Consider the following 20,472-nt stretch of genomic DNA (forward strand, 5'->3'; position numbering starts at 1 on the left):
TTTTAGCGTGTCACAGGCGTCGCGCCTGTGGTGCGCCTGCGGTTTCCAAGCCCAACCGCTTGTTCAAATAATCAGTCATCCAACTGACACTCGCCCTCGATCGCGAAATCCCCCCTTTCAACCAAATTCCTCCCTCCCAATCAGGATTAGAAATCGACCAATCAACCTGCTGCAAAAGGCTCAAATGTTCCTCCCAACTCTCAGGAAAAACGGACAGCAAAGCGGCGCCCACTTTCCCCAAACTTTCCAGTACAACAGCTTGACAGTGTACGGAATCCCGGCGTATTTCCCCCGCCGCAACTTGCTTGTGCAGAACTAGTTGCCAATCAGGAATAAAACTGCTAACCGCATTCCAATAACTAATCGCTAGTTGTATTTGCTGAGTAAGTTCTTCCTCTTTTTCCTGTTTTGTGGCGCGGTAACGAGAGGGTTTTGCCTGTTCGCTGCCGTGAATATTAGACAGCAAAGCCACGATCGCACGATCGATCGCACTCAGCGTAAACAATTTGGGCGATCGCCCATTCAAACTCCCTTTCTCCATCTCAGTCAAACACCGGAAAACCTCAACCTGCTTAACAACCGATTTTACAACCAAAGCGCGATCGCCCCGGTGGTTGTAAAGTAGACTTAGCGACGACTCCAAAGGAACTTGAAAATTATTCAAATCAGCAAACATCTGCTGCGATTTTTCCAACCCAATATCGAGAAACAAAATCAGCGCCACCGTCTCATATCCCAACTGCGGATTTTCCTGCAAAGCCATCTCAAAAGCCGCGCGCCGATGCTGTCCGTCATTAATAGTAAACTTAGCATCCATCGGCACCCGCAAGCGACCGATTTTCCTTTCCTCCGCCTCATTTCCCACAGCTTCAAAACTAATATCCGCATCAATCGAAGCCGCAATTGCCCCACAAGTATAATTTGTAGGATTCTTGACAAAATAATCAGCAATTTCGGGAATCCTAGCTTTGTTAAGCGCGCGTTTCGCCCGCATAGACGGCGGCAACTCTTCAGATTCAAAGGGAAACAATTTCGGCAAAAAACGCACCGGACACATCGACACGTAATATTCGCGGCCCGCTTGAATTCCCCGGATGACCGGCAAAATGTATTCAAAGGAAGGAGTAGACATATTTTTTTTGTGAAACCGCAAATACACGCCGACAAACGCAAAGGAATAACTCTTATCTGCGTCTATCTGCGTTCATCTGCGGTTTAAATAAATAAATAAATCATTGACATCGTGCAATAAATATGGTATGCAGTCTGGGGACTGTTCTCCATCACTCAAGTATTTCACAAAACTTTTTAAAAAACAAGAGTTGACATAAAGTTTAACTCATGATATTTTTGAAAAGATAGCCTAATTATATAAAAAATGCCAATGACTACCAACCCAGCGGATGACCTCGCTAGCAAAATTTTAGAAAAAGAAAATAGCGACAGACAGGAAATCGCACTTTTATTAGATAATTATTTAGGAAAGGACGATCGCATTTTCGTACAAAAAACCCAGATGGGAAACACTGAAGCATACATCGGTTCAGTCACCCTAGAATGGTTAGATTCTCGCGTCCGTTTCGCCTCGCAAATGCCGCTTTTCCGCCAAAAATTCGACCTCCAAACCAACAACATCGTCCGCGACGACGAAACCATTGACGAAATTATCCAGCGTCCCTTAGATTGGTCGCGCCAAGCCGCCCTCACTCAATATTTAGCAGCCCGAAAATCGCACAAATTCCCCGCAGTTTTAGTCGTCGTCAGTCCCCCGTGGGTAGACAATCCTCACGCCGACGAATGGGATAAAAATGGCGTAGCAACTAAATCTGCTGCTGAATTTACATCCTTTGATAAAAACGAGAACTTAGGGCTTTTGAATGTCTCTCAAAAAGTCTCAATCTTTGCCTTAGACGGCCAGCATCGGCTGATGGGAGTTCAAGGTTTAATGAGTTTAATTAAAACCGGAATCCTGCAAAGATACAACAAAAATAAAAAACCTGTCGGCGCTGCAATTACTCTGGAAGATTTAGCAGAGGAGTATCAAATCGACCCCGAAACAGTGTATAAATTAGCTCACGAAAAAATCGGGATTGAGTTTATCCCGGCGGCGGTAGCGGGGGAAACGCGACAGCAAGCACAACGGCGCGTGCGATCGATCTTTGTGCACGTTAACCTGATGGCGGTAACGCTAAGTCAGGGACAACTAGCATTATTGAACGAAGATAACGGATTTGCGATTTGCGCCCGCAAACTTGCCGTCACCCATCCCCTATTAAAAGAACAAGAAGATAGAAATCCCCGCGTCAATTGGGACAGTGCGACAGTCGCAGCCAAATCAACGGTGTTAACCACATTGCAAGCGCTGCAAGATATGTCGGAACGGTATTTAGAATACAAATTCCCCCATTGGAAGCCAGAAAAAAAAGGTTTAATTCCCATGCGGCCCGAAGATGAGGAACTGAAAGAGGGAATTGAAGAGTTTCAGAAATTGTTCGATCATTTAGCAACTTTGCCCAGCTATCAAAGAATTGAAAGCGGCGAAGAAACAGCCGAATTGCGCCGATTTAGTTTTGAAAAGCCGGGGGGCGAGGGAAATATTTTGTTTCGTCCAGTCGGTCAAATTGCTTTAGCTAATGCTTTGGGAATTCTAGTATTTAGAAAGAAATTTTCGCTGAAATCTATTTTCGACAAACTCCGCAGGTACGATGTGGATGAAGGATTTAGCCACATGGACAATCCTGAGTCTGCGTGGTACGGGATTTTGTACGATCCGAACAAAAAGCGAATGCTAGTTTCTGGAAGGGATTTAGCCGCGAAGTTAATTGTATATTTGGTCGCGGGAATTAACGATGATATGGATCGGGCTCATTTGCGGCAAGCGGTGGCCCAAGCGAGGACTTTTGAGGATAAAGCTGTTAGTTTTAATAGCAGGTTTGTGCATCCGAAAGAGGTGGGATTGCCGCCAGTTCTTACCTAGATAATGTCAAGATAGTATGCAACTGCTTGCAATTCAAGGCTATTGTTAGATAGCTAACTGCTACCATTTCTTGCAGCTTCTAACTTTTGCCGAATTGCGGCTTGAACTTTCTGATCAAAATCAGGATCGCCGGGACTTGCAATAATCCTCAGCGGATGCTGATTGATTCTGTCTAAGTACGCTTGAAATGCGGCTCTATCTCCTCGATGTCTAAGAAAATACATTTTCAATTCAGCATTCAACATTGCGTTAGAGTTAACTTGGCTCATCCGCAAACTCTCCTTTATTTTAACAAAATAAGTTCTGCTCCCACGGGCAAATGATCGGACTCTGTGGCCTCCAAAACCGAACTCGATTTAGCACCCCAATGCTTTGAATACCAAATATAATCAATCCGACAAACGGGATAATTTAATCTCAAATTCGAGCTTTTCAACAAGAACTTAAGTTCCCAACCGTGAGGCCAAGTAAAACCAAACCCAAACCCCGATTTTCGGAAAGAATCTTGCATAACTTTCTGCACATTATAGTAGTCTTGAGTTTCGTCTGTCATGTTAAAGTCGCCCGCGACAATTACCGGTAGAGTTTCTTGCTCAACTCGCTGGACTAAATCTAGAATTTCCGGCGATCGTTGTCCATATTTGTAAACTGGAATTTTGAGAAAAGGCAAGATGTTATATCTCTTAAACCACGGCCCGGTAGCTTGCATATTATAAATCACTACTTCTTGTTCGTTAAATTTAATAATTGCTCGCTGCTGCGTTTCTGCATGACCGGCTAAGTGCAGTATTTCGCTGGAGACAATGGGATATTTACTGAGAATTCCTACCGGAGGAATCCCAATTTGATATGGGTAGTCTATTTTTAACCATGTGAAAGCTCTTTCGGTATGTTTTTTAACGATTTCTTGTAAAAAGATAATATCGGGTTTTTCGCGTTCAATTAGTTTAAATAAAGTTGGTGATTGTGTTGTATACCAGCCGAGGTTATGGGATAAGATTTTGAGGTGGGGTTGGGAATCTGTGATGTTGATTGGTGAGGGGGAAAAGTATTTTATGTGCAGCCAACTTATGAAAAGAATGCAGGATATCGCCGAAATTATCGAGAACCATCTTTTTTTGATAATTGACAATCCGATAATGGGAAGCAGGAAAGTTGGGAATAAAATTAAGGGCAGAAAAGTGCTAATTAAGGCAATAATCCACATTCGATCCCAAAAGATTAGTTTGAGAATGAAATAGCAGATAATAAATCCTGAGTAACTGTAAGCGAAAATTTTTGCAAATTCCTTCAGCCCTTTCTTTATTATATCTTCTGATATGTGCTTCATTGGGAACCTATTAGAATAAAAACTTGCTTAAATCGAATTCTTCATTTGACCGATGTTGGTTGTCTCTTTCTGAAATCAAAACCAACAACAGGCGATCGGTATAATCCGCCGCACCCCGCAACTCTTCGCGCAATATTTCCAGTCCACCATTAGCATATTCTTCAAAAATTTGCAAGCGTTCTGCTTCCAATTTTTCGTCGAGATGGGAGAGAATTTGAGGATTTTTGGTTTCGGCGATCGCAATTAACTTAATCGCCATATCGTAACCCCTCGATACAAAAATATCAACGTCGATCGCACCCGGTTCTCGTTTGGAAATTTCACCCAAGGGCGATCGTTTTTTCCGCTGATTTCCCAAGGCGGCGGCGAAGGCGATGACATCGGCGTAAGTCTGAAAGGGCGCGGAGTTGTTATCCGATAAAGTTAAGGATTTGACTAACTCGGCTTTATCTTTAGCAATTCTAATTCTGTTGGCAACCATTGGGATTAATATGTAATTTTTAAATTGATAGAGTAACCGCAGATGTCAAGCAGATAAACACAGATTAACGCAGATAGTTTTTAGAATGTCCGTAATAACATAATTTTTTGGGCAAAACTTCCTCTAGCTTCCCGGCGCTTGATTTTTTCGGCCAAAAGCCGATCGCCCGAAATGCCAAAACTCAGCATCACCGCATCCATCACCTCAGACAAATCAGCCAATTCCGCCACCAAATCATCCTCATCAGCCACCGCTGCTTCCCCCGCTTCCTCAATCAATTTCTGGCGCAAAGCTTGACGGTATTCGCGATCGGACAAAATGACAAACTCGCATTCACTCCCGCTTTGGCGAATAATTTCAGGAATGCGATCGCGCACCAACTTATGATACTTTTTTTCCATGTCAAACTCCCTTCAACCTTGACTAAAAGTTTGAATCAACCAGCGAGTAATTTCCCCATCATCTTGAGTTTCACTGCGATTCAAAGCTTCCTCAACTAAGGCGATTTCCAGCCCAGGTAAAACCCGGGACTCTTGAATTCTCCCGCTACCACCGCCATTAATCGCAAAGGCAAAAACCTCCTGCCTATTCGCACGATCCACCCAATATTCGCTAATTCCTGCGTCTTCATAAAGCAACCGCTTGCTGCCTAAATCATCATCAAAAGAAGATGCACCAATTTCAATTACTAAATTCGGCGAATCATATTCATTTAAATCAACAGGTGAATTGCTGTCATTAGGAGGCAGTCTTAAATCTGAACCAATGTAGTAAGCTAGATCGGGTTGAAACTCATGAATACCTGTTTTCCGAAAACTGGCATTAATCAACTGCACTACTCGGATATTTTTCAATGTAGCAAACAGACTGACTACAGATGAAAGGATTGAATGTTGATGCCCGTGCAATGGCCCTACTGGTGACATTTCTACCCTTATTTGTTCTTGATAATAATAAAATTTGCCCTTTTCCCAAGTTACATCCTCAGCAAAATTTAGAAACTCTTCCCACGTCGCTTTCACCCAAATATCCGTTTCCAAAACCTGCGTGATTACCGAACTAGAAGACATCATCCACCTCTACTATTTCTGTATATTCAAATTCATTCGGACTGCGCTTAACTAAAGGATAGCGCATCCCAGCCAATTCGATCGCATCTTCTTCACAATCAGCTTTCGGAGAATTGTACACCAGCACGTATTCCCTGCCGGTGCAGCTTTCCATCTCTTGAGCAACTTCTCCGCGCCACTGAGTTTTTGTCACCAAAACTACCAATTGATTCGCCAATTTGGGCAGCTTATTCGCGATTTGCTTGCGATAAATCTCATCCAAACTGCCAAAGGGAGAATCCATCACAATCGGAAAGGTACTACTATCCGGGCCCATCAAAGTATTCTTTTGACTCCACTCCCGCACGCCCTCAATAATCCCGCCAATAAACGATAAACTGAGAATTTGATTTTCTCCCGTAGAAGCGGCAACTAAAGATTCTTTTCCCGACGTATTTTCTACTAGCGTCAGTTCGTATTTGTCGCTCAATTTGGGGATGTAAGGAGTAAACGAAATTTGACTAAAAATATCTTGCACCCGTTTTTCTAACTGAGAACAAAACTGTTTTTCTAAGCGCGCTCGCACTTCAGTTAGGCGATTGATCGCATCCTGAGTTGCAGCAATCCGGCGCTGGGCTAATACTTGCCTTTGCTCGTTCAATTGCTGCTTGTCTATTTGCTTGTCCAAAGCCACAACCTGGGCATTCAAACTCTCAATCTGCTGCTGGTTAGAGCCTGTTTCCCGGTGCAAATCGCCAATTTTTGCCTCAATTTCATCCAAGCGCTTTTGCAAGCCACTCACATCGCCGTCTGGAAAGTTTCGCAGCTTGTTTTGAATATCGTCTAACTGTGTTTCCACGCGAGAAAGTTCGGCTCTGGATCGGCTGACATTGCCTTGCTGGCGGTCAATTTCCTCCCAGAAATCAGCCACTTTTCTATCAATTTCATTTACCCGATCGCTAATCCGAATCGTAGTTTCTTCCACATCGCCAACACCCGCTTTATCCATCCAACCGCTAACATTTTCGCGAGCTTCAGAACCCTCCACTAATTCTGTACCGCAGATGCAGTGCTGCTGCGCTAATAACTTTTCCAAAAACGGCCGTTGAATCCCCGAAAGCAACTCGCCTTTCTCCCGCAAACCCCCGACAATTACGTCGAATTCAGCCGCAGCATCCGACAGAAATACCGCGTAACCGCGCACAGAAATTGCTCGTTTGATAGCTTCTGAACCCAGCACAATTTGTTGCTTAAATAAACTCCGCTGCTTTTCCAACTCGTCTCGCAAATTTTGCAACTCGGCAGCACCGCCCAGTTGCAGCAAATCACCGTTAACTGCTTTTCTTAACTCGCCTTGATGAATCAATTCTTGCTCAATTTCTACTTTTTTTTGCAAAAATTGTTCTACCTCTTTCTGAAAATTTTGCTTCTCTTTCAAAAGTTTCTTAATTTCGGAATTTCCAATCATTCTTAAATCTGTTTCTATAGACTTTCTGGCATCTCCCAAATGTCGGATCGAGCGATTCAGTACCTCTACTCCCAGCAATTCCTTAGTAGCTTCAGCAATTTCTGCTTTCTTATCGTGGCGGACAATTTGCTCGATTCGCTCCCCGTCAAAAAAGAAATATTGATGCAAACTTTCCGGCAAAATTCGTCCGATAATATCATCAGGATGCTGGGGCGGCAGCATCCAACGACCGTCATCTTTTGCTACCTGCATGAACAATTCGCTTTTGCTGTGTTCGACACTATTTTGACTTTTGTAAGCGTGACAACTGCGCCTTACTTGGTAGCGCTTGCTGTCGTGTTCAAACACGATTTCCACCCAACAAGGTACTCGTTTGCCCGGTTTTGCTTCCGCAATAGCGCGTTTATTTACTGATTGTTCTTCCGTAAAACCCGCGCTCAAATTTCCGTAAAGTCCCCAAGTAAATGCATTCATCAAAGCTGTTTTTCCAGCACCGTTATTGCCGTGAATCACTGTAATATTTTGCGCGCCCCATGCTAGCTTAATTTCGGGTGTTTGGCCGAAAAACTGCCGGAAATTGCACAGACTAATTGAAATCAGCTTCATACAATTGCTTCCTTAATAACTTTCAAAATGTCATCGCTAATATAGCGGGGAGCCCTCATGTACAGTTTATCTTTTTCAATTTCTAATACCCGCTCGATAATTTGCCGAACTTCCGTCGGCGCGCTAGTAATTGGTTCCTGTACGTCGCTCAATTCCTGATGAGTTTGATAAGAAGAACGCTTTTCTGCTAAAATGCTTGTCTGTACGGCTGCGATCGCGCTATCTTCATATCTAAAAGCCATAATCAAATTTTCATTCAGATTTTCTGTCATATTTTTTTGGCCAATCTTAAAAACTAGCAACTCAAACTCCAATAACAGGACTTAGGCAAAAAGTAGTTTGACGCGCTACTTATAGCGGTAAGGCGCGCCCATAAGCACCCTACATAATTAAGTTCTGCGTAAGTCCTGGATAAAATAATTCTATATTCTCAAACATAAACCGAAACCGGGTAAATGTCAAATGTCTAACAGCCCGTAACGTCTTTGAATTTGCAACAATTTCACTCTAGCTTCCCCAGCATTGTCAGCTAAATCGGCAAATTCCAAGAACCGCTTCAACTCTTTTCGCAGCAAATTGCGCTCCACTTCTAAGGTTTCCCGACCTAAATCTGGAGGCAAAACTATCATGTCAAATAAAGTTGCCCTTTCCTTCCCCGGATGTGGCCGCAAAATCCGTCCCCGGCGCTGAATAAACTGGCGCGGATTGCTGCTGCTTGCCAAAATTACAGCATTGCGAATTGCTGGAATATCCACGCCTTCATCCAAACAGCGAATCGCGACTAAACCTTGCAATTCTCCACTCTCAAATTGCTGGCGCAAGCGTTCTCTTTCTCCTAAAGGAGTTGCCGCCGTATAAGTGTTAACTCGGTAGCCTAATTCTGAACCCAATAACTTCGCGGTTTCTGTTAGTTGGCGATTGTTATTGCGGCGCGCACCTCCTTCAATCGCACCGTCGCCGCAGTAAAATAAAGTATGGCTTGTGTCGAGACGGTGAATCATTAATTCTCGCAAAGCTACTAATTTATTAGCCGCTGCCCCAATTAACCGAGCCCGCTGCATTAATAAAGTCGTTAAAGCATCGTTTTCTTCTACTTTTTCATCGCCCCAAAGCGCCCAGCCAATTTTTTTAGTTAAGTAGGAATATTTGCGGGTTTCGGCTTCGGTCAATTCTACTAAAATCGGATAGTATAAATAATGTACTAATGCTTTTTGGCGGATAGCATCAGCCAGGGTGAGTTCCGGCTGCAAAACAGGGCCGAAATAATCTAAAATAGCTTCGGTTCCCTGTTCGTCGAAATGTCTTTCTGGGGTGGCGGAAAGGGCGAGTCGCAGTCCAATATTGCGCGGCAAACTTTCTCCTAAACGGGGCGCGCCTAAGTTGTGAACTTCGTCTCCAATAATCAGGGTTTTTTCTGGGAAATAGCGCAGTTGCGATCGCAAGCTATCTCCCATTAAGGTAGCATTAGTAGTGATAATTGTGAGGAATGCTCGCTCGCCAGATCGCACTTCATACAAACCAGCAGCCAGCTTATTTTGCCAACTGCGGGCGCTATCAAAAGCCAAAATAGGTTTTAAACCAAATTTCTCGGATTCCCGCGCCCACTGATTCACCAGGTGGCAGTAAGGGCAAATTACGAGCAGGACTTGCAGGTTAATTTTATTGTATAATTCAGTGGCGATCGCCAGTGCAGTAATCGTCTTGCCGCTACCCGTCGCCATCTTCAGCGTACCGCGTCCCTGATTCGCAAACCAATTAGCAACCGCCACTCGCTGATACTGTCGCAATTGCAGCGATGGCGGCATTTTCGGAAACCCAAATTGCGAATTATTAGCCGTTGAGCGATTCACCTTTAAATGCCGTTAGATGCAAAATTCCCTATACTCAACTGTAACTCACGGGCGATCGAAACTTAACAGCCCAAACAAATCCGCCGCCGACATTTGCAAACCCGACAGCACATCGAGCACAGGTAAAATATCCTGATTCTCCTTCGCCTCTGGTTGCTGCTGCGGCTTAAAAACAAGAACTAATTTTTCTTCCGGGTCAATCAACCAACCCAGTTTAGTTTTATTTTTGATGCAAAACAGAATCTTCTTAATCACGCGAGTTGAACTTTGATCCGGCGATAAAACCTCAATTATCCAATCCGGAGCAATTTCAAACGTATTTTCAATTTCTCCCTGAGAATTCAGAGGAATGCGCGACCACTCAAATACTGCTAAATCTGGAACAACAGCACATCCCCCAAAAGTACAGCGCAATTGGGGAAAAGCAAAAGCTAACTTTTGCGGTTGACCAACTTGATTAATAGCTGATGAAAATTGGATTTGTAGCCTGCTGTGTTTTCCTTGCGGCATAGCTTTTTGAGAAATTTGACCGTCAACATACTCGCTAGCAGGCTTAGTCTCTGGCAATAGCAGAAACTCTTCCAGAGAAATCTTTGACAGAGACTGAATTGACGTTACCATAAGCCATTAAGCTGTTCGACAACTCAACTCCGCCATTAAAAATCTGCATCGCCGTCTGTTTCCCAATCCGCACAACTCTCCGATTCCACACCCGTAGGGTGCATCGCACAAACCAACAAATTTCCCCCGTAAACTTGACCGTGATAGTTGCGACAACCGCGACAAGCCGGCTGCTGCGTCGGCGAAGGGTCTACATAAGTCACCATCGACAAATCTATCTCATCAAATTCCGGGTCGAAGTCGCGGCAAATTTCAATTATCGGTTCGATAAATTCATTAAATAAACCATCAAATTCATTAAAATAACCGTCAATGTCGTTAATCAGATTATTTTGTACTTGTTCTGTAAACTCTTCCGACATTTTTGCCAAAACGTCCAGCATTTCGACAAACTCTTCGCCCATGTCGCTGAAAAAATGCTCTACTTCAGAAACAGCATTTTCCATTACTCCAAAAAAATCTTTAGACCAATCTTCCATGAATTTGACAGCTTGCTATTACAAAATATTTTACAGACAAGTGCAGCCAGCCTCAAGTGAAGTGCTTGCACCTACTTTCAATTCTATTACCTATTGCCTGATATCCGTCCACATCGGACAGGGAAGATATTCAAAAAGGGAACTCAAGAGTATTATCCTGAGTTCCCTTTATGCTTTGCTGAGCGAGCTTTTTTGAGTTTAATCTCGCTTCAGCCGCCGCAATTCCTCTTGTAAATTCTGCACCTGTTCGCGGAGCTTGTCTACGCCGCCTGTCTCTTTAGCATCTTTTGCCGAGACATCTTCTTCCTCAGAAATAATTTCAATCCGTCGAGGTTCAGCCGGTTTTTTGTCGCCAGCCGATTCTACAGGGGGCTGCTGCTGAGCCTGTTGCACCATGTCATCAACAAAGCGGCGAGCTTCTTCCGTTGACATCTCGCCACGCTTGACTAATTCGTCTGCCAGCTTTTGGGCTTCAGTGCGTAATTCAGTTAACTTGCTGCCAGCTTTTTCACCAGCGTAGGAAGCTAGCCCGACACCAAGGTAAACTGCTTTCTGTAAAATATCTCCGAAACCAGGCATAGGAGCTACACCTCAAAAAACTGGGTGAACCGGAGACCACGCCTATTACAAGCATCCCGTGTTGCTGCTACCTTCCGGTCCTGACAAGATTTGGGCGTTGGAATCGCGTGGATCCAGTTCATTTATGAGTATAACACAGTTATTTATTCTTCAACCACACACCAGTGATAAATTTCATAAATAACGCAACCGTTCTTCACCAGCGGGTCTTCAGCGACGATCGCCTTCGCCTCATCCATCGAACCCGCCTCAAACAGCAACATACCGCCGCCCCGCCGCCCCCAGTAGCCAGTTTTCGCTCGGTGTCCTTTAGAAATCAACTCTCGGACATAAGCTCTGTGAGCTGGCACGTATTGGTCAAAGACAGGCTTTTCGACAATTCCTTGCTCAATTTTGACAAACCAAGGCATTTTTATTTGGGATTTTAGATTTTATATTTTAGATTGGGAATGGGTGATCAGCAATGGGATCTAGGGCAAATGCTCTATATTCCATTTTGCACCATCCTTTCTTAACTGCGATGTTATCCCATGAACCAGTCAAAACAGCGATTTTTTATTGCCTTAGTGCCACCTCTCGATATTGAACAGCACATTACTGAGATTCAACTGTATTTTGCGGAACACTACAACAGCCGCGGTGCTTTGAATTCGCCGCCGCACATCACGCTGCAACCTCCTTTTCACTCGTTAGCGGAGGATGTTCCAACATTAGAGGAAAGTTTGAAGAAGTTTTCTGCAAATCGGCTGCCCATTCCCGTTACTCTATCTGGTTTTGCTGCTTTCGCGCCCCGCGTCATTTACGCTGATGTTGTCAAATCGCCCGAATTGCTGGAGATTCACAAAAATTTGATGAGTTATATCGAGGCAACTTTGGGAATAGTCGATCTAGTTTCTCAGACTCGCCCATTTGTACCGCACATGACAGTAGCCTTTCGCGATTTAACTAAGGAGAATTTTCAAACGGCTTGGTTGGAATTTGCAGGGCGATCGCTCAACTTTGAGTTTACCGCTTCCGCGTTAACTTTACTGCTTCACGACGGCAGCCGTTGGAACATCAGCAACCAATTCCCACTTGCAGCCGAGCCTCCAACAATCCTAAATCCATCCTGAACACTCTCCCTTCTCTTTCTTCTCTTTCTTCATGTCCTTCGCGTCTTCGCGGTTCGTTTTCCCAAAAAAATCTTGTTAGCAAATCCTGATAAATATCTGAGCCGGTAAAACAACTCTTACAGGTTTCTAGCGAGGATTTAATTGCTCACTAAAAACCTGTTTAAATTTAAAGGCATTCACAGCTTACCGATTAATCTTATTAGGAGTTGCAAGTGCCACAGTTCCATAAACCGAAATTCCCGAGTCTTCCAATATTTTAATGGCCGACTTAACCGTAGTACCGCTAGTGTAAATATCATCAACTAACAGCACTCGATCGCGCGGGCGCCGACGACGAAAATCTTTCCCCAAACTTAAAGCATTTTTCATTTCCGCTTGTCGCTGCTGTGGCGTCAGAGCGAATAAAGCCTGAGTATTTTTCACCCGCTGCAAACCGTGCCGCTGCAAAGGCAAACCAGTCAACTCGCAAAAACTTTCAGCCAAAAGTTCCGCCTGGTTAAAACCGCGCTCCTTGAGCTTTTCTTGGTGCAGGGGAATCGGTACAACTGTTAAATTGTCTATAGCTAATTCGGGAAAACTCAACCAAGCTTCGGCCAGCCAGCCACCGAGAGGTTTGGCTAATTGCGGATTGCCGTCATATTTCAAAGCTGCGATCGCCCGTTTGAGAGCCCCGCCGTACTCACCCCACACAAAAACACGCTGCTCTGAATGCCAAAATCGACCAGGATCGGTTAACTGACATCGCTGAAGTTGCTTGTGACAGTACGGACAAAACTCTGTGGCGGCAGGTCGCTGACAAAGAGGACAGTTAGACTTAAGAAATAGATTGAGAAAAGATTTGACTAATCCCGTCCATTTTCGCTTGTTCATCCTAGAATTGTGGTAAGTGATTAATGGGAAAAACTATCAAATTCAATCTGTTTCCACGGACAGGCTCGCAGCGTGAAAAACCTCTACTGGCTAGACAAAATTCAACCTTCAGACCGAGATGCAGTAGGAGAAAAAGCATTTTACTTGAGCTATTTGCTCCAGAAAAATCATCCCGTTGTACCGGGTTTTGTCGTACCGGCTACAATATTTTGGCAGTTTTTAGAGTCGATCGACTGCCTAGAACCGCTGTTTGCTGACTGGCCACACTCTTCCCTGCACTTGAATGTCGATGAACCCAGACAACTGCAATCGATCGCCCGCAGCATCCGCCACCAAATCCTCGCAGGCAAACTGCCAGATTCACTGCTCTCCACCCTAGAGTCTGCTGTTTTTCAACTCAACTCACAGTCAAACTTCAACTCCACAGCCTTAATTTTTCGCCCTTCCCTGACTTCCTGGAACCCGAAAACAGTCGGCATTCTGGAATCTCAGGCAGTACGGGCAGAACCCGAAGCCATTGGGGCCGGACTCAAACGAGCTTGGGCAGAAATGTTCAGAGCCCGAAGTCTATTTTACTGGCAGCGGTGCGGCCTGGGGGTACAGCAAATCAATCCCGCAGTTTTGGTGCAGCCACTTCAAGAAGCGATCGCCGCGGGCGAGGTGAAAACAAAGGCGGGTGAACAGTGGGAAATCCAAGCCACCAGCGGTTTGGGATTGTCCCTCGCTAGGGGAGAAACCATCCCTGATTACTATCAAGTGCAGCCAGAAACAACGGCGGTTAAATTCCAGCGTATCGGTTACAAAACATTAGCCTACAATCTCAAAGTCGGCGATGGTGAACCGAAAAACAAACTGCTGCTGGGCAAGTTTTCTGCTTTCCAAATTCCCGATTCTCCATTTATAATTCCTGATTTTGCTGACTGTTGCGTGCAAGTTTTAGCGCTGGGAGAGGAAGCACAAACAGAATACGTTTTAGAGGAATGGCAACTGCAAGAAATCATTGAATTGAGTAAAAAAGCGATCGCAGAATTTGACTCAGATTTAATTTTGGAGTGGACGCTAAACCAGACAGCAAACAGTGGCGAACCGCAGTTTTATTTCACTCAAGTTCGTCTTGTGAAAGGGGAAAAAGTCGCGCCACTAGAGGAAAATTTGATCGCCCTCCCGCAGCCAAACTCGATCGCCCCAGCCCGAACTCCTGCCATACTCAGAGGTGTGGCAGCAGCATCAGGAAAAGCCGAAGCAATTGCCCAAGTTATGAGTAATTCCCACCCAGAAAACGCGGAATTCTTAGCCGGAGGCATTTTAGTAGCCCGGACAATCGATCCGAATTGGCTACCTTGGCTGAAGGTTGCTGCTGGGGTGGTTGCGGAACAAGGAGGTATGACAGGCCACGGCGCCATTTTAGCGAGAGAATTGGGAATTCCCGCCGTTGTGGGAGTGACCGGGGCCACGCGGGTGATCGCCTCGGGCGATTCGGTGTTGGTAGACGGCGATAGCGGAGAAGTTTTTGCCCTCGCCCAACACGATGCGATCGAGATAGGAGACAGCAGCCGACTTCGGGACACCGCAAAAAAGGAAGGATTATACAGTACAGCAGCCAAAATGTCAATAGCCAAGCACCAATCTTCAACCTCAGATCGATCGTCCAATTCCGGGTCTAAATCTCGACAATCTGAGTCTACTCAATATGTTTGGGGCCCACCAACGGCGACTCAACTGCTAGTTAATGTCAGCCAAACAAGTTCGATCGACCGCCTCAAAAATCTGCCAATAGACGGCATCGGATTGCTGCGATCGGAATTAATGGCATTAGAAGCTTTGGACTGTCAAAACCCCAAAGTTTGGCTACAAGACGGTCGCCAATCGGAATTTGTCGATCGCATGGCGGATTGCCTCAGCTTATTTGCTGCGGCCGTTTCGCCGCGACCAATATTTTATCGCTCTCTCGATTTACGCGAGTCAGGCGCCCATGGCAGTTTCAGTTATACCTTTGAACCAGAATTATTTGATTGGGAACTCTGCGTACTTCAAAAAGTCTGCGAGTCAGGCCATACCAATGTTAATTTAATTTTGCCTTTCGTGCGCTCGGTTGAGGAGTTTATCTACTGCCGCCAGCGCTTAGAAACAATTTGGAAAAACCGCTCATCCGAATTTCAATTGTGGATTATGGCGGAAGTTCCTTCAGTGTTATTTTTATTGCCAGATTACGTAAAAGCTGGAGTTCAAGGAATTTCTATCGGCACTAACGATTTAACCCAATTGCTGTTAGGAATTAACCGCAACTCCGACCTGGTAGCAGGTGCTTTCAACGGGCGCGATCGAGCAGTGATGAGGGCGATCGAACAATTAATCAAACAGGCCCGGGCCGCCGGCATTCCGTGCTCAATCTGCGGCGACGCTCCCGCATTGTATCCCGATACAGTGGAATCCTTCGTGCGGTGGGGAATTTCGTCTATTTCGGTCAATGTCGATGCTGCAGAACAGACTTCCAGGGCGATCGTCCGCGCCGAACAGCGCCTACTCCTAGAACTCGCTCGATCGATAATTAACAATTAACCACTCCCGGACGCACTTGACCCCAGAAATCCGGTTTCTACTCTAAATCATAGCTTTGGCAAGCAGCCACCCGCTCAGAAATCGGATTTCTAGACAACCCGTGCGTCCAGGAATATTAACAACTACAGAAGGCCAGTTTCTGAGTAGATATAGCAACCGCCCTGACGGTTAGGAAATTCTTAATTTCTCAAACCCTTGCTTTTATTCCTTTTATTGATTCTTCCTTCTTCCTTCTTTCTTCTTCCTTCTTCCTGACATCCGTTACATCCGTGGAGCAAATCCGTTGCGGAACTTGCTTCTTCCTGACATCCGTTACATCCGTTACATAATCCGTTGCGGAACTTGCTTCTTCCTGACATCCGTTACATCCGTTACATAATCCGTTGCCGAACTTCCTTCCACTAACATTCGATTTTAAAGCTAGGATAGAAATATCACCAATTCTTGACCCGGAGGTACAAACCGTGAAATCTAAAATTATTGCAACCGCAGCAATACTTGCCGCCCTCGGCTGTCTGCATCCTCACCCAGCATTATCTCAACCTGCAACTGACGGCGGGACAAAACCAGGATTCTGGCAACCTCAAGCGCAGGTTGACAATACTCGCAACATTACCCTCAGACTGTTAAATGAAACTGGATTAAACCTAGAATACGGTCAATCAGGTGCCAGCTTGTCATCCTTACCCGTGGGAACCAGCAAAAACATCATTGTTCGTATCAGCAATCGCACCGGCGACATTGCCAATATTCCGATTAATACCACAGGAGGAACCGCAACTTTGAAATACGACTATAACGTTGACTCGCAGACAAACATTGTGACGATTCGCATCACCAGATCAGATCCTCGCACTACGCAAGACCGCTCAGTTTATATTGATGAAAAAGGGCGAGTTTACTCTTTCTAAGACTCACCCTCATCAACCCGGTTTATTCTAATCAATACTCCGGACAGTTTTTGGAACGAGACTACAAGCTTACGCGGCGCAAGGATCATAAATAAAGTCCAATTAAATGCAACGAGCGGGGTGGATCTGACATTGATTTAATTATCCACAGTGGCTCAAAGTCCTACAGAATAAGCCATTGGTCCATATAAAAGCTGTCCGGACTATTGCTAATAAATCTTGGTTTGAGCAGCGATGTATCGGAAGCATCCCGGTTTGGTAAAAAGCGTTTTTTTAGGAGTGCGAGCATTTTGCAAAGCTTTGCCTATATATCTCGCTTGGAACACCCTGCAAAGCTTTGCCTATAGATATCTCGCTTAGAGATATCACAGCAAACACTCCGATGTAAAAGTGCGTAAATTATGTTTCAAAAAGTATGAATCAAGTGCAGCCCCTTTCCATCGCAGGCATTTACGAAGTGTGTATTGGCGTAGCCGATGCGATTCCACAACTGCAATATTGGGAGCAATTTGGATATCGGATCGGTCAAATCGCAGAATTATCGGCATCCGAGGCTCGCGAATTATATGGAGTTAGTTCAAAAGTGCGCTCGATTCGACTCTATCACCAAGATGCGGATCACGGATTAATTCGCTTGATGATTTGGGAAAAACCTACAAACGATGGTTTGAAAATGTCGTCAATGAAGGTGAAAGGCAACCGTTGGGCAACTACTTTAACTGCTGATTTGTTGAATATCCTCAACCATGCCGAAGATGCTGCATCTGCCAATTTGTCGGTAAAATATACATCCCCGCACTGGGAGATTATTTACAACAAAGAGCGAAAACCGCGTCCTTTTGTTGAGGCGGCTGTCGGAGTGCGTGAGATGATGCTTTTGCAGCCTTTGAGTCGGCAAGTTTTTTTTCAAAGATTCAATTATGGTTTGCCTAATTACGGGAAAATCAATGAAAATGCTTTTTTCAAAACCAGTCAAATTACCCACATGGGAATGGTAATTCAAGATGACAGCAAAGAAACGCTGCTATTTTATGAAGAAGTTCTGGGGTTGATTCGGGCGCGCGACGATGTAGAAACTACCTTTGAGTCTTCCCTCGCCGGAAGGGAGATTTTTGAGCTTCAGTCTGGGGAAGGATTTGTGGTGACAGCTTTTGATGACCCCCGATCGTCGAAAACAGATTTTCAGGCCGCGCGATCGGGTAGACTGTATATTCTGAGGTTCCCGAGTTCGATCGCACTAGGCGATCGATTCGATCGCGCCAATCCCGGATGTTTGGGAATGTCGCTGTACACATATCGAGTGTCTAGTATTGCAGAATATTTTCAGCGAGTCAAAGCCAGCAAAGCACAAAAAATCACAGAAATAGTCGCTAATGAATTTGGGGAACAAAGTTTTTCCTTCATTGCACCTGACGGATATTTTTGGACATTGATAGAATCAGGTTTGTAGTGAAGAATGCAACTCTTAATAAAAATCAGAAGACTTGCATTCTTCACTACAAATTAATTTGACTGATATCAATTCCGGTTACACTGCTTATGATATAGAGGAGACTGCACGTGCCGTTTCCCTATGCCCTAGGCCAGATTAATTGTAGGGACACGGAAGTGCCGTGTCCTGGCTGTAAGTAATATTAATTCCAATGCTACCGGATTTGATATGATGCGGTAATGTGCTGGTGCGCGCACCCTACATTGACAGTTCGCGATCGCACTCCGACTGCTCGAAACCGGGGAAAGATGGACGAAAACACGCGTTTGGGCCCGCAGATTCAGTAAAAAACCCGGTTTCGCATGGGTCGCCATGTGATCGCGAACTGATTGAGGGCATTCATCTATTATGAGCTTATGCTTCCGGTGCTGGCAGAGGGAATCTTTCCCCCGCGAGATAAGCATCAAAGTTCTGTTTAAAATAAATCCAAGAAGTCATATCTTCCACATCTAATTGCGATTTCGGCGCATCTTTATACAAAGGAATGCGAGTTTTAATTTCATCTTGCAGCAATTGAGGTAATTCTGTCCAACTCTTGACTTTGGAACCCGTCGCACTGTAAATCATGTTACCGGGTCGATTTCCCATTTTCATCCATGCCAGCCACGGCCCGATTCTATCCCAACTCAGGATTACTTGAGAAACTGAGACAAGTTCGGGATTTAATAATTCTGCTGTGGGCACTGTCAGCTTAAATAATTCCGCTGCTTGATAAATGGGATTTGGACTGTAATCAACAAATCTGGCATCCTCAGCTAAAGGATTAGGATAGTTGGGAAATAAGTCAAAGACAAAAGTCGTAATTTCAGGCTCTACTTTAGCCGGGAAAATTCCTTTAAAATTACCTTGGACGGGGTTGTTAGCAACGTGAGCAACCGTTATGGTTTCTCCTGTCCAAGGGTTCTCCCATTGGTGGAGAATTTTTCCGCTGTTGGGGTCGAGATAGTAAGTTAGTTCTCGCGAGGTGAATTTCCAGCCGCCCTCGCCGTCAGCAATACACCTGCTTGCACTCATGCCAAGTATTTTGAACAAGCGCTTTTTCGGTTCGTTGGGAACAAAAGAGTAAATATAACCGTTCCAGGTGAGAAATGTTGCTTCACCGTCTAGGGAACTGCGCGTTTTCACCCATTCTTTGGCATCAAATTCTTGTAATAAAACCATACCGCAGGCTCCTGTAAATAATCAATGTTCTTGTGCAGCGGATTTGACATTTCATCCCCAAAATCAACGGCTGCTTGCAATTCGGCGCTACTGGCGCACTGGTGCATCAGGTGGGTTTCGAGAGGATGTCAACCGCCGCATCGCGGACTAATATCCGTCGTTTCTCTTGATACCTGCGCCTCGATTTCCCTCTTCTTTCGGTTTAGCTTTGTTCACTCGCAAGGGGCGTCCCATCCACTCTGCACCGTCTAATTCGGCAATTGCAGCGTCTTCTTGGGCATCCTCCATCATCTCAACAAATGCAAAACCGCGCATCCGACCAGTTTCCCTGTCGGTAGGCAAGACAACTCGCTTGACTGTGCCGTATTCTGCAAATACTGCTTTCAGGTCTTCTTCGGTGGCGCGGTAAGACAGATTTCCAATGTAGATAGTCATGTCGATCGAACTGAACTTGTTGTGGTATACATAATAACCTTTTAATTTAACTGTCAAGTGCTATCTAGCATACAACTGGGCGATCGACTCTGACTAAAAGGATTTGCCGCACTCACCAACCCTTGGTACTGGCTGCAATAGTTAGTTTAATCAAAACTCATATCCTCACTCATCCGCAGGGCGAGTGAGGATATGAGTTTTGGGGCGGCGAGGAACCCCACCCCTGAACAATACTTGATTTTAATCAGATCAGTGATAGGTGGGCGACGAATCACCAAGCATCTTCGGAAACAAAGCGACTAACAAGGTATAGCATTCCTAAATCATTTGTGAATTTCTTACTCCCGAGCGAGCGGCTAAGGGGAGGGTTGGGGTGGGCTAAAAAATTTACGACTCCTGCAAGGATTGCTATATAGGGCTTGCTGAATCAGTGGTTGAAGTAAACACGGTATGGATTTTCGGACGAATAAAGGCAGTAATGGTGCAAGAAAA

At 45.0% G+C, this 20,472-nt stretch carries 22 protein-coding genes and 1 other RNA gene; 5 read left to right on the plus strand and 18 right to left on the minus strand.

Going from position 1 to position 20,472, the window contains the following annotated elements:
• Positions 1-10: 10 nt before the first annotated feature.
• Entirely contained in the window at positions 11-1,132 is a 1,122-nt protein-coding gene (gene dndB / locus QUA58_RS21120; protein WP_333395764.1) for a DNA sulfur modification protein DndB, read from the minus strand.
• 252 nt (positions 1,133-1,384) lie between these two features.
• On the opposite strand from dndB, the gene QUA58_RS21125 reads away from it, so the two are divergent.
• A complete protein-coding gene (locus tag QUA58_RS21125; RefSeq protein WP_333249824.1) occupies positions 1,385-2,977 on the plus strand; it encodes a DGQHR domain-containing protein in 1,593 nt (530 codons plus the stop codon).
• A 53-nt stretch (positions 2,978-3,030) separates the two neighbouring features.
• Here QUA58_RS21125 and QUA58_RS21130 read toward each other — a convergent pair whose 3' ends face one another.
• From QUA58_RS21130 to QUA58_RS21190, 13 genes are all read right to left on the minus strand, one after another.
• Positions 3,031-3,246, minus strand: a complete 216-nt coding sequence (locus QUA58_RS21130; RefSeq protein WP_332972632.1) for a DUF6887 family protein — start codon at positions 3,244-3,246, stop codon at positions 3,031-3,033.
• 14 nt (positions 3,247-3,260) lie between these two features.
• On the minus strand, positions 3,261-4,184 hold the full coding sequence (locus tag QUA58_RS21135) for an endonuclease/exonuclease/phosphatase family protein (protein ID WP_333395766.1): 924 nt from the start codon (positions 4,182-4,184) through the stop codon (positions 3,261-3,263).
• 133 nt (positions 4,185-4,317) lie between these two features.
• On the minus strand, positions 4,318-4,788 hold the full coding sequence (locus QUA58_RS21140) for a DNA phosphorothioation-associated protein 4 (RefSeq protein WP_333249828.1): 471 nt from the start codon (positions 4,786-4,788) through the stop codon (positions 4,318-4,320).
• 80 nt (positions 4,789-4,868) lie between these two features.
• Positions 4,869-5,189 carry a nucleoside triphosphate pyrophosphohydrolase gene (locus tag QUA58_RS21145; RefSeq protein ID WP_333249830.1) on the minus strand — a complete coding sequence of 107 codons (321 nt, stop codon included), beginning with the start codon at positions 5,187-5,189 and terminating at the stop codon, positions 4,869-4,871.
• 12 nt (positions 5,190-5,201) lie between these two features.
• Positions 5,202-5,861: a Uma2 family endonuclease gene (locus QUA58_RS21150; RefSeq protein WP_333395768.1), complete on the minus strand. Its 660-nt coding sequence runs from the start codon at positions 5,859-5,861 to the stop codon at positions 5,202-5,204.
• On the minus strand, positions 5,848-7,911 hold the full coding sequence (locus QUA58_RS21155; RefSeq protein WP_333395769.1) for an AAA family ATPase: 2,064 nt from the start codon (positions 7,909-7,911) through the stop codon (positions 5,848-5,850). The genes QUA58_RS21150 and QUA58_RS21155 overlap by 14 nt, the downstream gene beginning before the upstream one ends.
• Positions 7,908-8,183 carry a hypothetical protein gene (locus tag QUA58_RS21160; protein WP_333249835.1) on the minus strand — a complete coding sequence of 92 codons (276 nt, stop codon included), beginning with the start codon at positions 8,181-8,183 and terminating at the stop codon, positions 7,908-7,910. Before QUA58_RS21160 ends, QUA58_RS21155 begins: the two co-directional genes overlap by 4 nt.
• A 186-nt stretch (positions 8,184-8,369) precedes the next feature.
• Positions 8,370-9,716 carry a DNA phosphorothioation system restriction enzyme gene (locus QUA58_RS21165; RefSeq protein ID WP_333249869.1) on the minus strand — a complete coding sequence of 449 codons (1,347 nt, stop codon included), beginning with the start codon at positions 9,714-9,716 and terminating at the stop codon, positions 8,370-8,372.
• Between the two features lie 90 nt (positions 9,717-9,806).
• Positions 9,807-10,382: a Uma2 family endonuclease gene (locus QUA58_RS21170; protein ID WP_333249837.1), complete on the minus strand. Its 576-nt coding sequence runs from the start codon at positions 10,380-10,382 to the stop codon at positions 9,807-9,809.
• A 35-nt stretch (positions 10,383-10,417) separates the two neighbouring features.
• Positions 10,418-10,861, minus strand: coding sequence for a hypothetical protein (locus tag QUA58_RS21175; protein ID WP_333249839.1), 444 nt, complete (start codon positions 10,859-10,861; stop codon positions 10,418-10,420).
• A gap of 198 nt (positions 10,862-11,059) precedes the next feature.
• Positions 11,060-11,440, minus strand: a complete 381-nt coding sequence (locus tag QUA58_RS21180) for a phasin-related domain-containing protein (RefSeq protein ID WP_333249841.1) — start codon at positions 11,438-11,440, stop codon at positions 11,060-11,062.
• 23 nt (positions 11,441-11,463) lie between these two features.
• An RNA gene (gene ffs, locus QUA58_RS21185) (signal recognition particle sRNA small type) lies at positions 11,464-11,560 on the minus strand.
• A 23-nt stretch (positions 11,561-11,583) separates the two neighbouring features.
• Positions 11,584-11,850, minus strand: a complete 267-nt coding sequence (locus QUA58_RS21190; protein ID WP_006632991.1) for a YciI family protein — start codon at positions 11,848-11,850, stop codon at positions 11,584-11,586.
• Between the two features lie 120 nt (positions 11,851-11,970).
• On the opposite strand from QUA58_RS21190, the gene QUA58_RS21195 reads away from it, so the two are divergent.
• Positions 11,971-12,552 carry a 2'-5' RNA ligase family protein gene (locus QUA58_RS21195; protein WP_333395771.1) on the plus strand — a complete coding sequence of 194 codons (582 nt, stop codon included), beginning with the start codon at positions 11,971-11,973 and terminating at the stop codon, positions 12,550-12,552.
• 183 nt (positions 12,553-12,735) lie between these two features.
• On the opposite strand, the gene QUA58_RS21200 is transcribed toward QUA58_RS21195, so the two are convergent.
• On the minus strand, positions 12,736-13,422 hold the full coding sequence (locus tag QUA58_RS21200; protein ID WP_333249845.1) for a ComF family protein: 687 nt from the start codon (positions 13,420-13,422) through the stop codon (positions 12,736-12,738).
• A 72-nt stretch (positions 13,423-13,494) separates the two neighbouring features.
• On the opposite strand from QUA58_RS21200, the gene QUA58_RS21205 reads away from it, so the two are divergent.
• Positions 13,495-15,981 (plus strand): putative PEP-binding protein, encoded by a 2,487-nt coding sequence (locus QUA58_RS21205; RefSeq protein ID WP_333395774.1) that lies wholly within the window; start codon positions 13,495-13,497, stop codon positions 15,979-15,981.
• 179 nt (positions 15,982-16,160) lie between these two features.
• Here the strand turns inward: QUA58_RS21205 and QUA58_RS21210 are convergent, their stop codons facing one another.
• Positions 16,161-16,340, minus strand: coding sequence for a hypothetical protein (locus QUA58_RS21210; RefSeq protein ID WP_333395775.1), 180 nt, complete (start codon positions 16,338-16,340; stop codon positions 16,161-16,163).
• Positions 16,341-16,445: 105 nt separating this feature from the next.
• Between QUA58_RS21210 and QUA58_RS21215 the strand changes: the two genes are divergently transcribed.
• Both QUA58_RS21215 and QUA58_RS21220 read left to right on the plus strand, forming a co-directional pair.
• A complete protein-coding gene (locus tag QUA58_RS21215) occupies positions 16,446-16,892 on the plus strand; it encodes a hypothetical protein (RefSeq protein ID WP_333249850.1) in 447 nt (148 codons plus the stop codon).
• A 415-nt stretch (positions 16,893-17,307) separates the two neighbouring features.
• Positions 17,308-18,342: a VOC family protein gene (locus QUA58_RS21220; protein ID WP_333395778.1), complete on the plus strand. Its 1,035-nt coding sequence runs from the start codon at positions 17,308-17,310 to the stop codon at positions 18,340-18,342.
• A gap of 396 nt (positions 18,343-18,738) precedes the next feature.
• On the opposite strand, the gene QUA58_RS21225 is transcribed toward QUA58_RS21220, so the two are convergent.
• Together QUA58_RS21225 and QUA58_RS21230 are read right to left on the minus strand one after the other, a co-directional pair.
• Positions 18,739-19,545: a DUF1838 domain-containing protein gene (locus QUA58_RS21225; protein ID WP_333249853.1), complete on the minus strand. Its 807-nt coding sequence runs from the start codon at positions 19,543-19,545 to the stop codon at positions 18,739-18,741.
• Positions 19,546-19,692: 147 nt separating this feature from the next.
• Positions 19,693-19,980: an RNA recognition motif domain-containing protein gene (locus QUA58_RS21230; protein ID WP_015179076.1), complete on the minus strand. Its 288-nt coding sequence runs from the start codon at positions 19,978-19,980 to the stop codon at positions 19,693-19,695.
• Positions 19,981-20,472 lie beyond the last annotated feature (492 nt).

Source organism: Microcoleus sp. N9_A1 (assembly GCF_036701795.1).
Lineage (GTDB): Bacteria > Cyanobacteriota > Cyanobacteriia > Cyanobacteriales > Microcoleaceae > Microcoleus.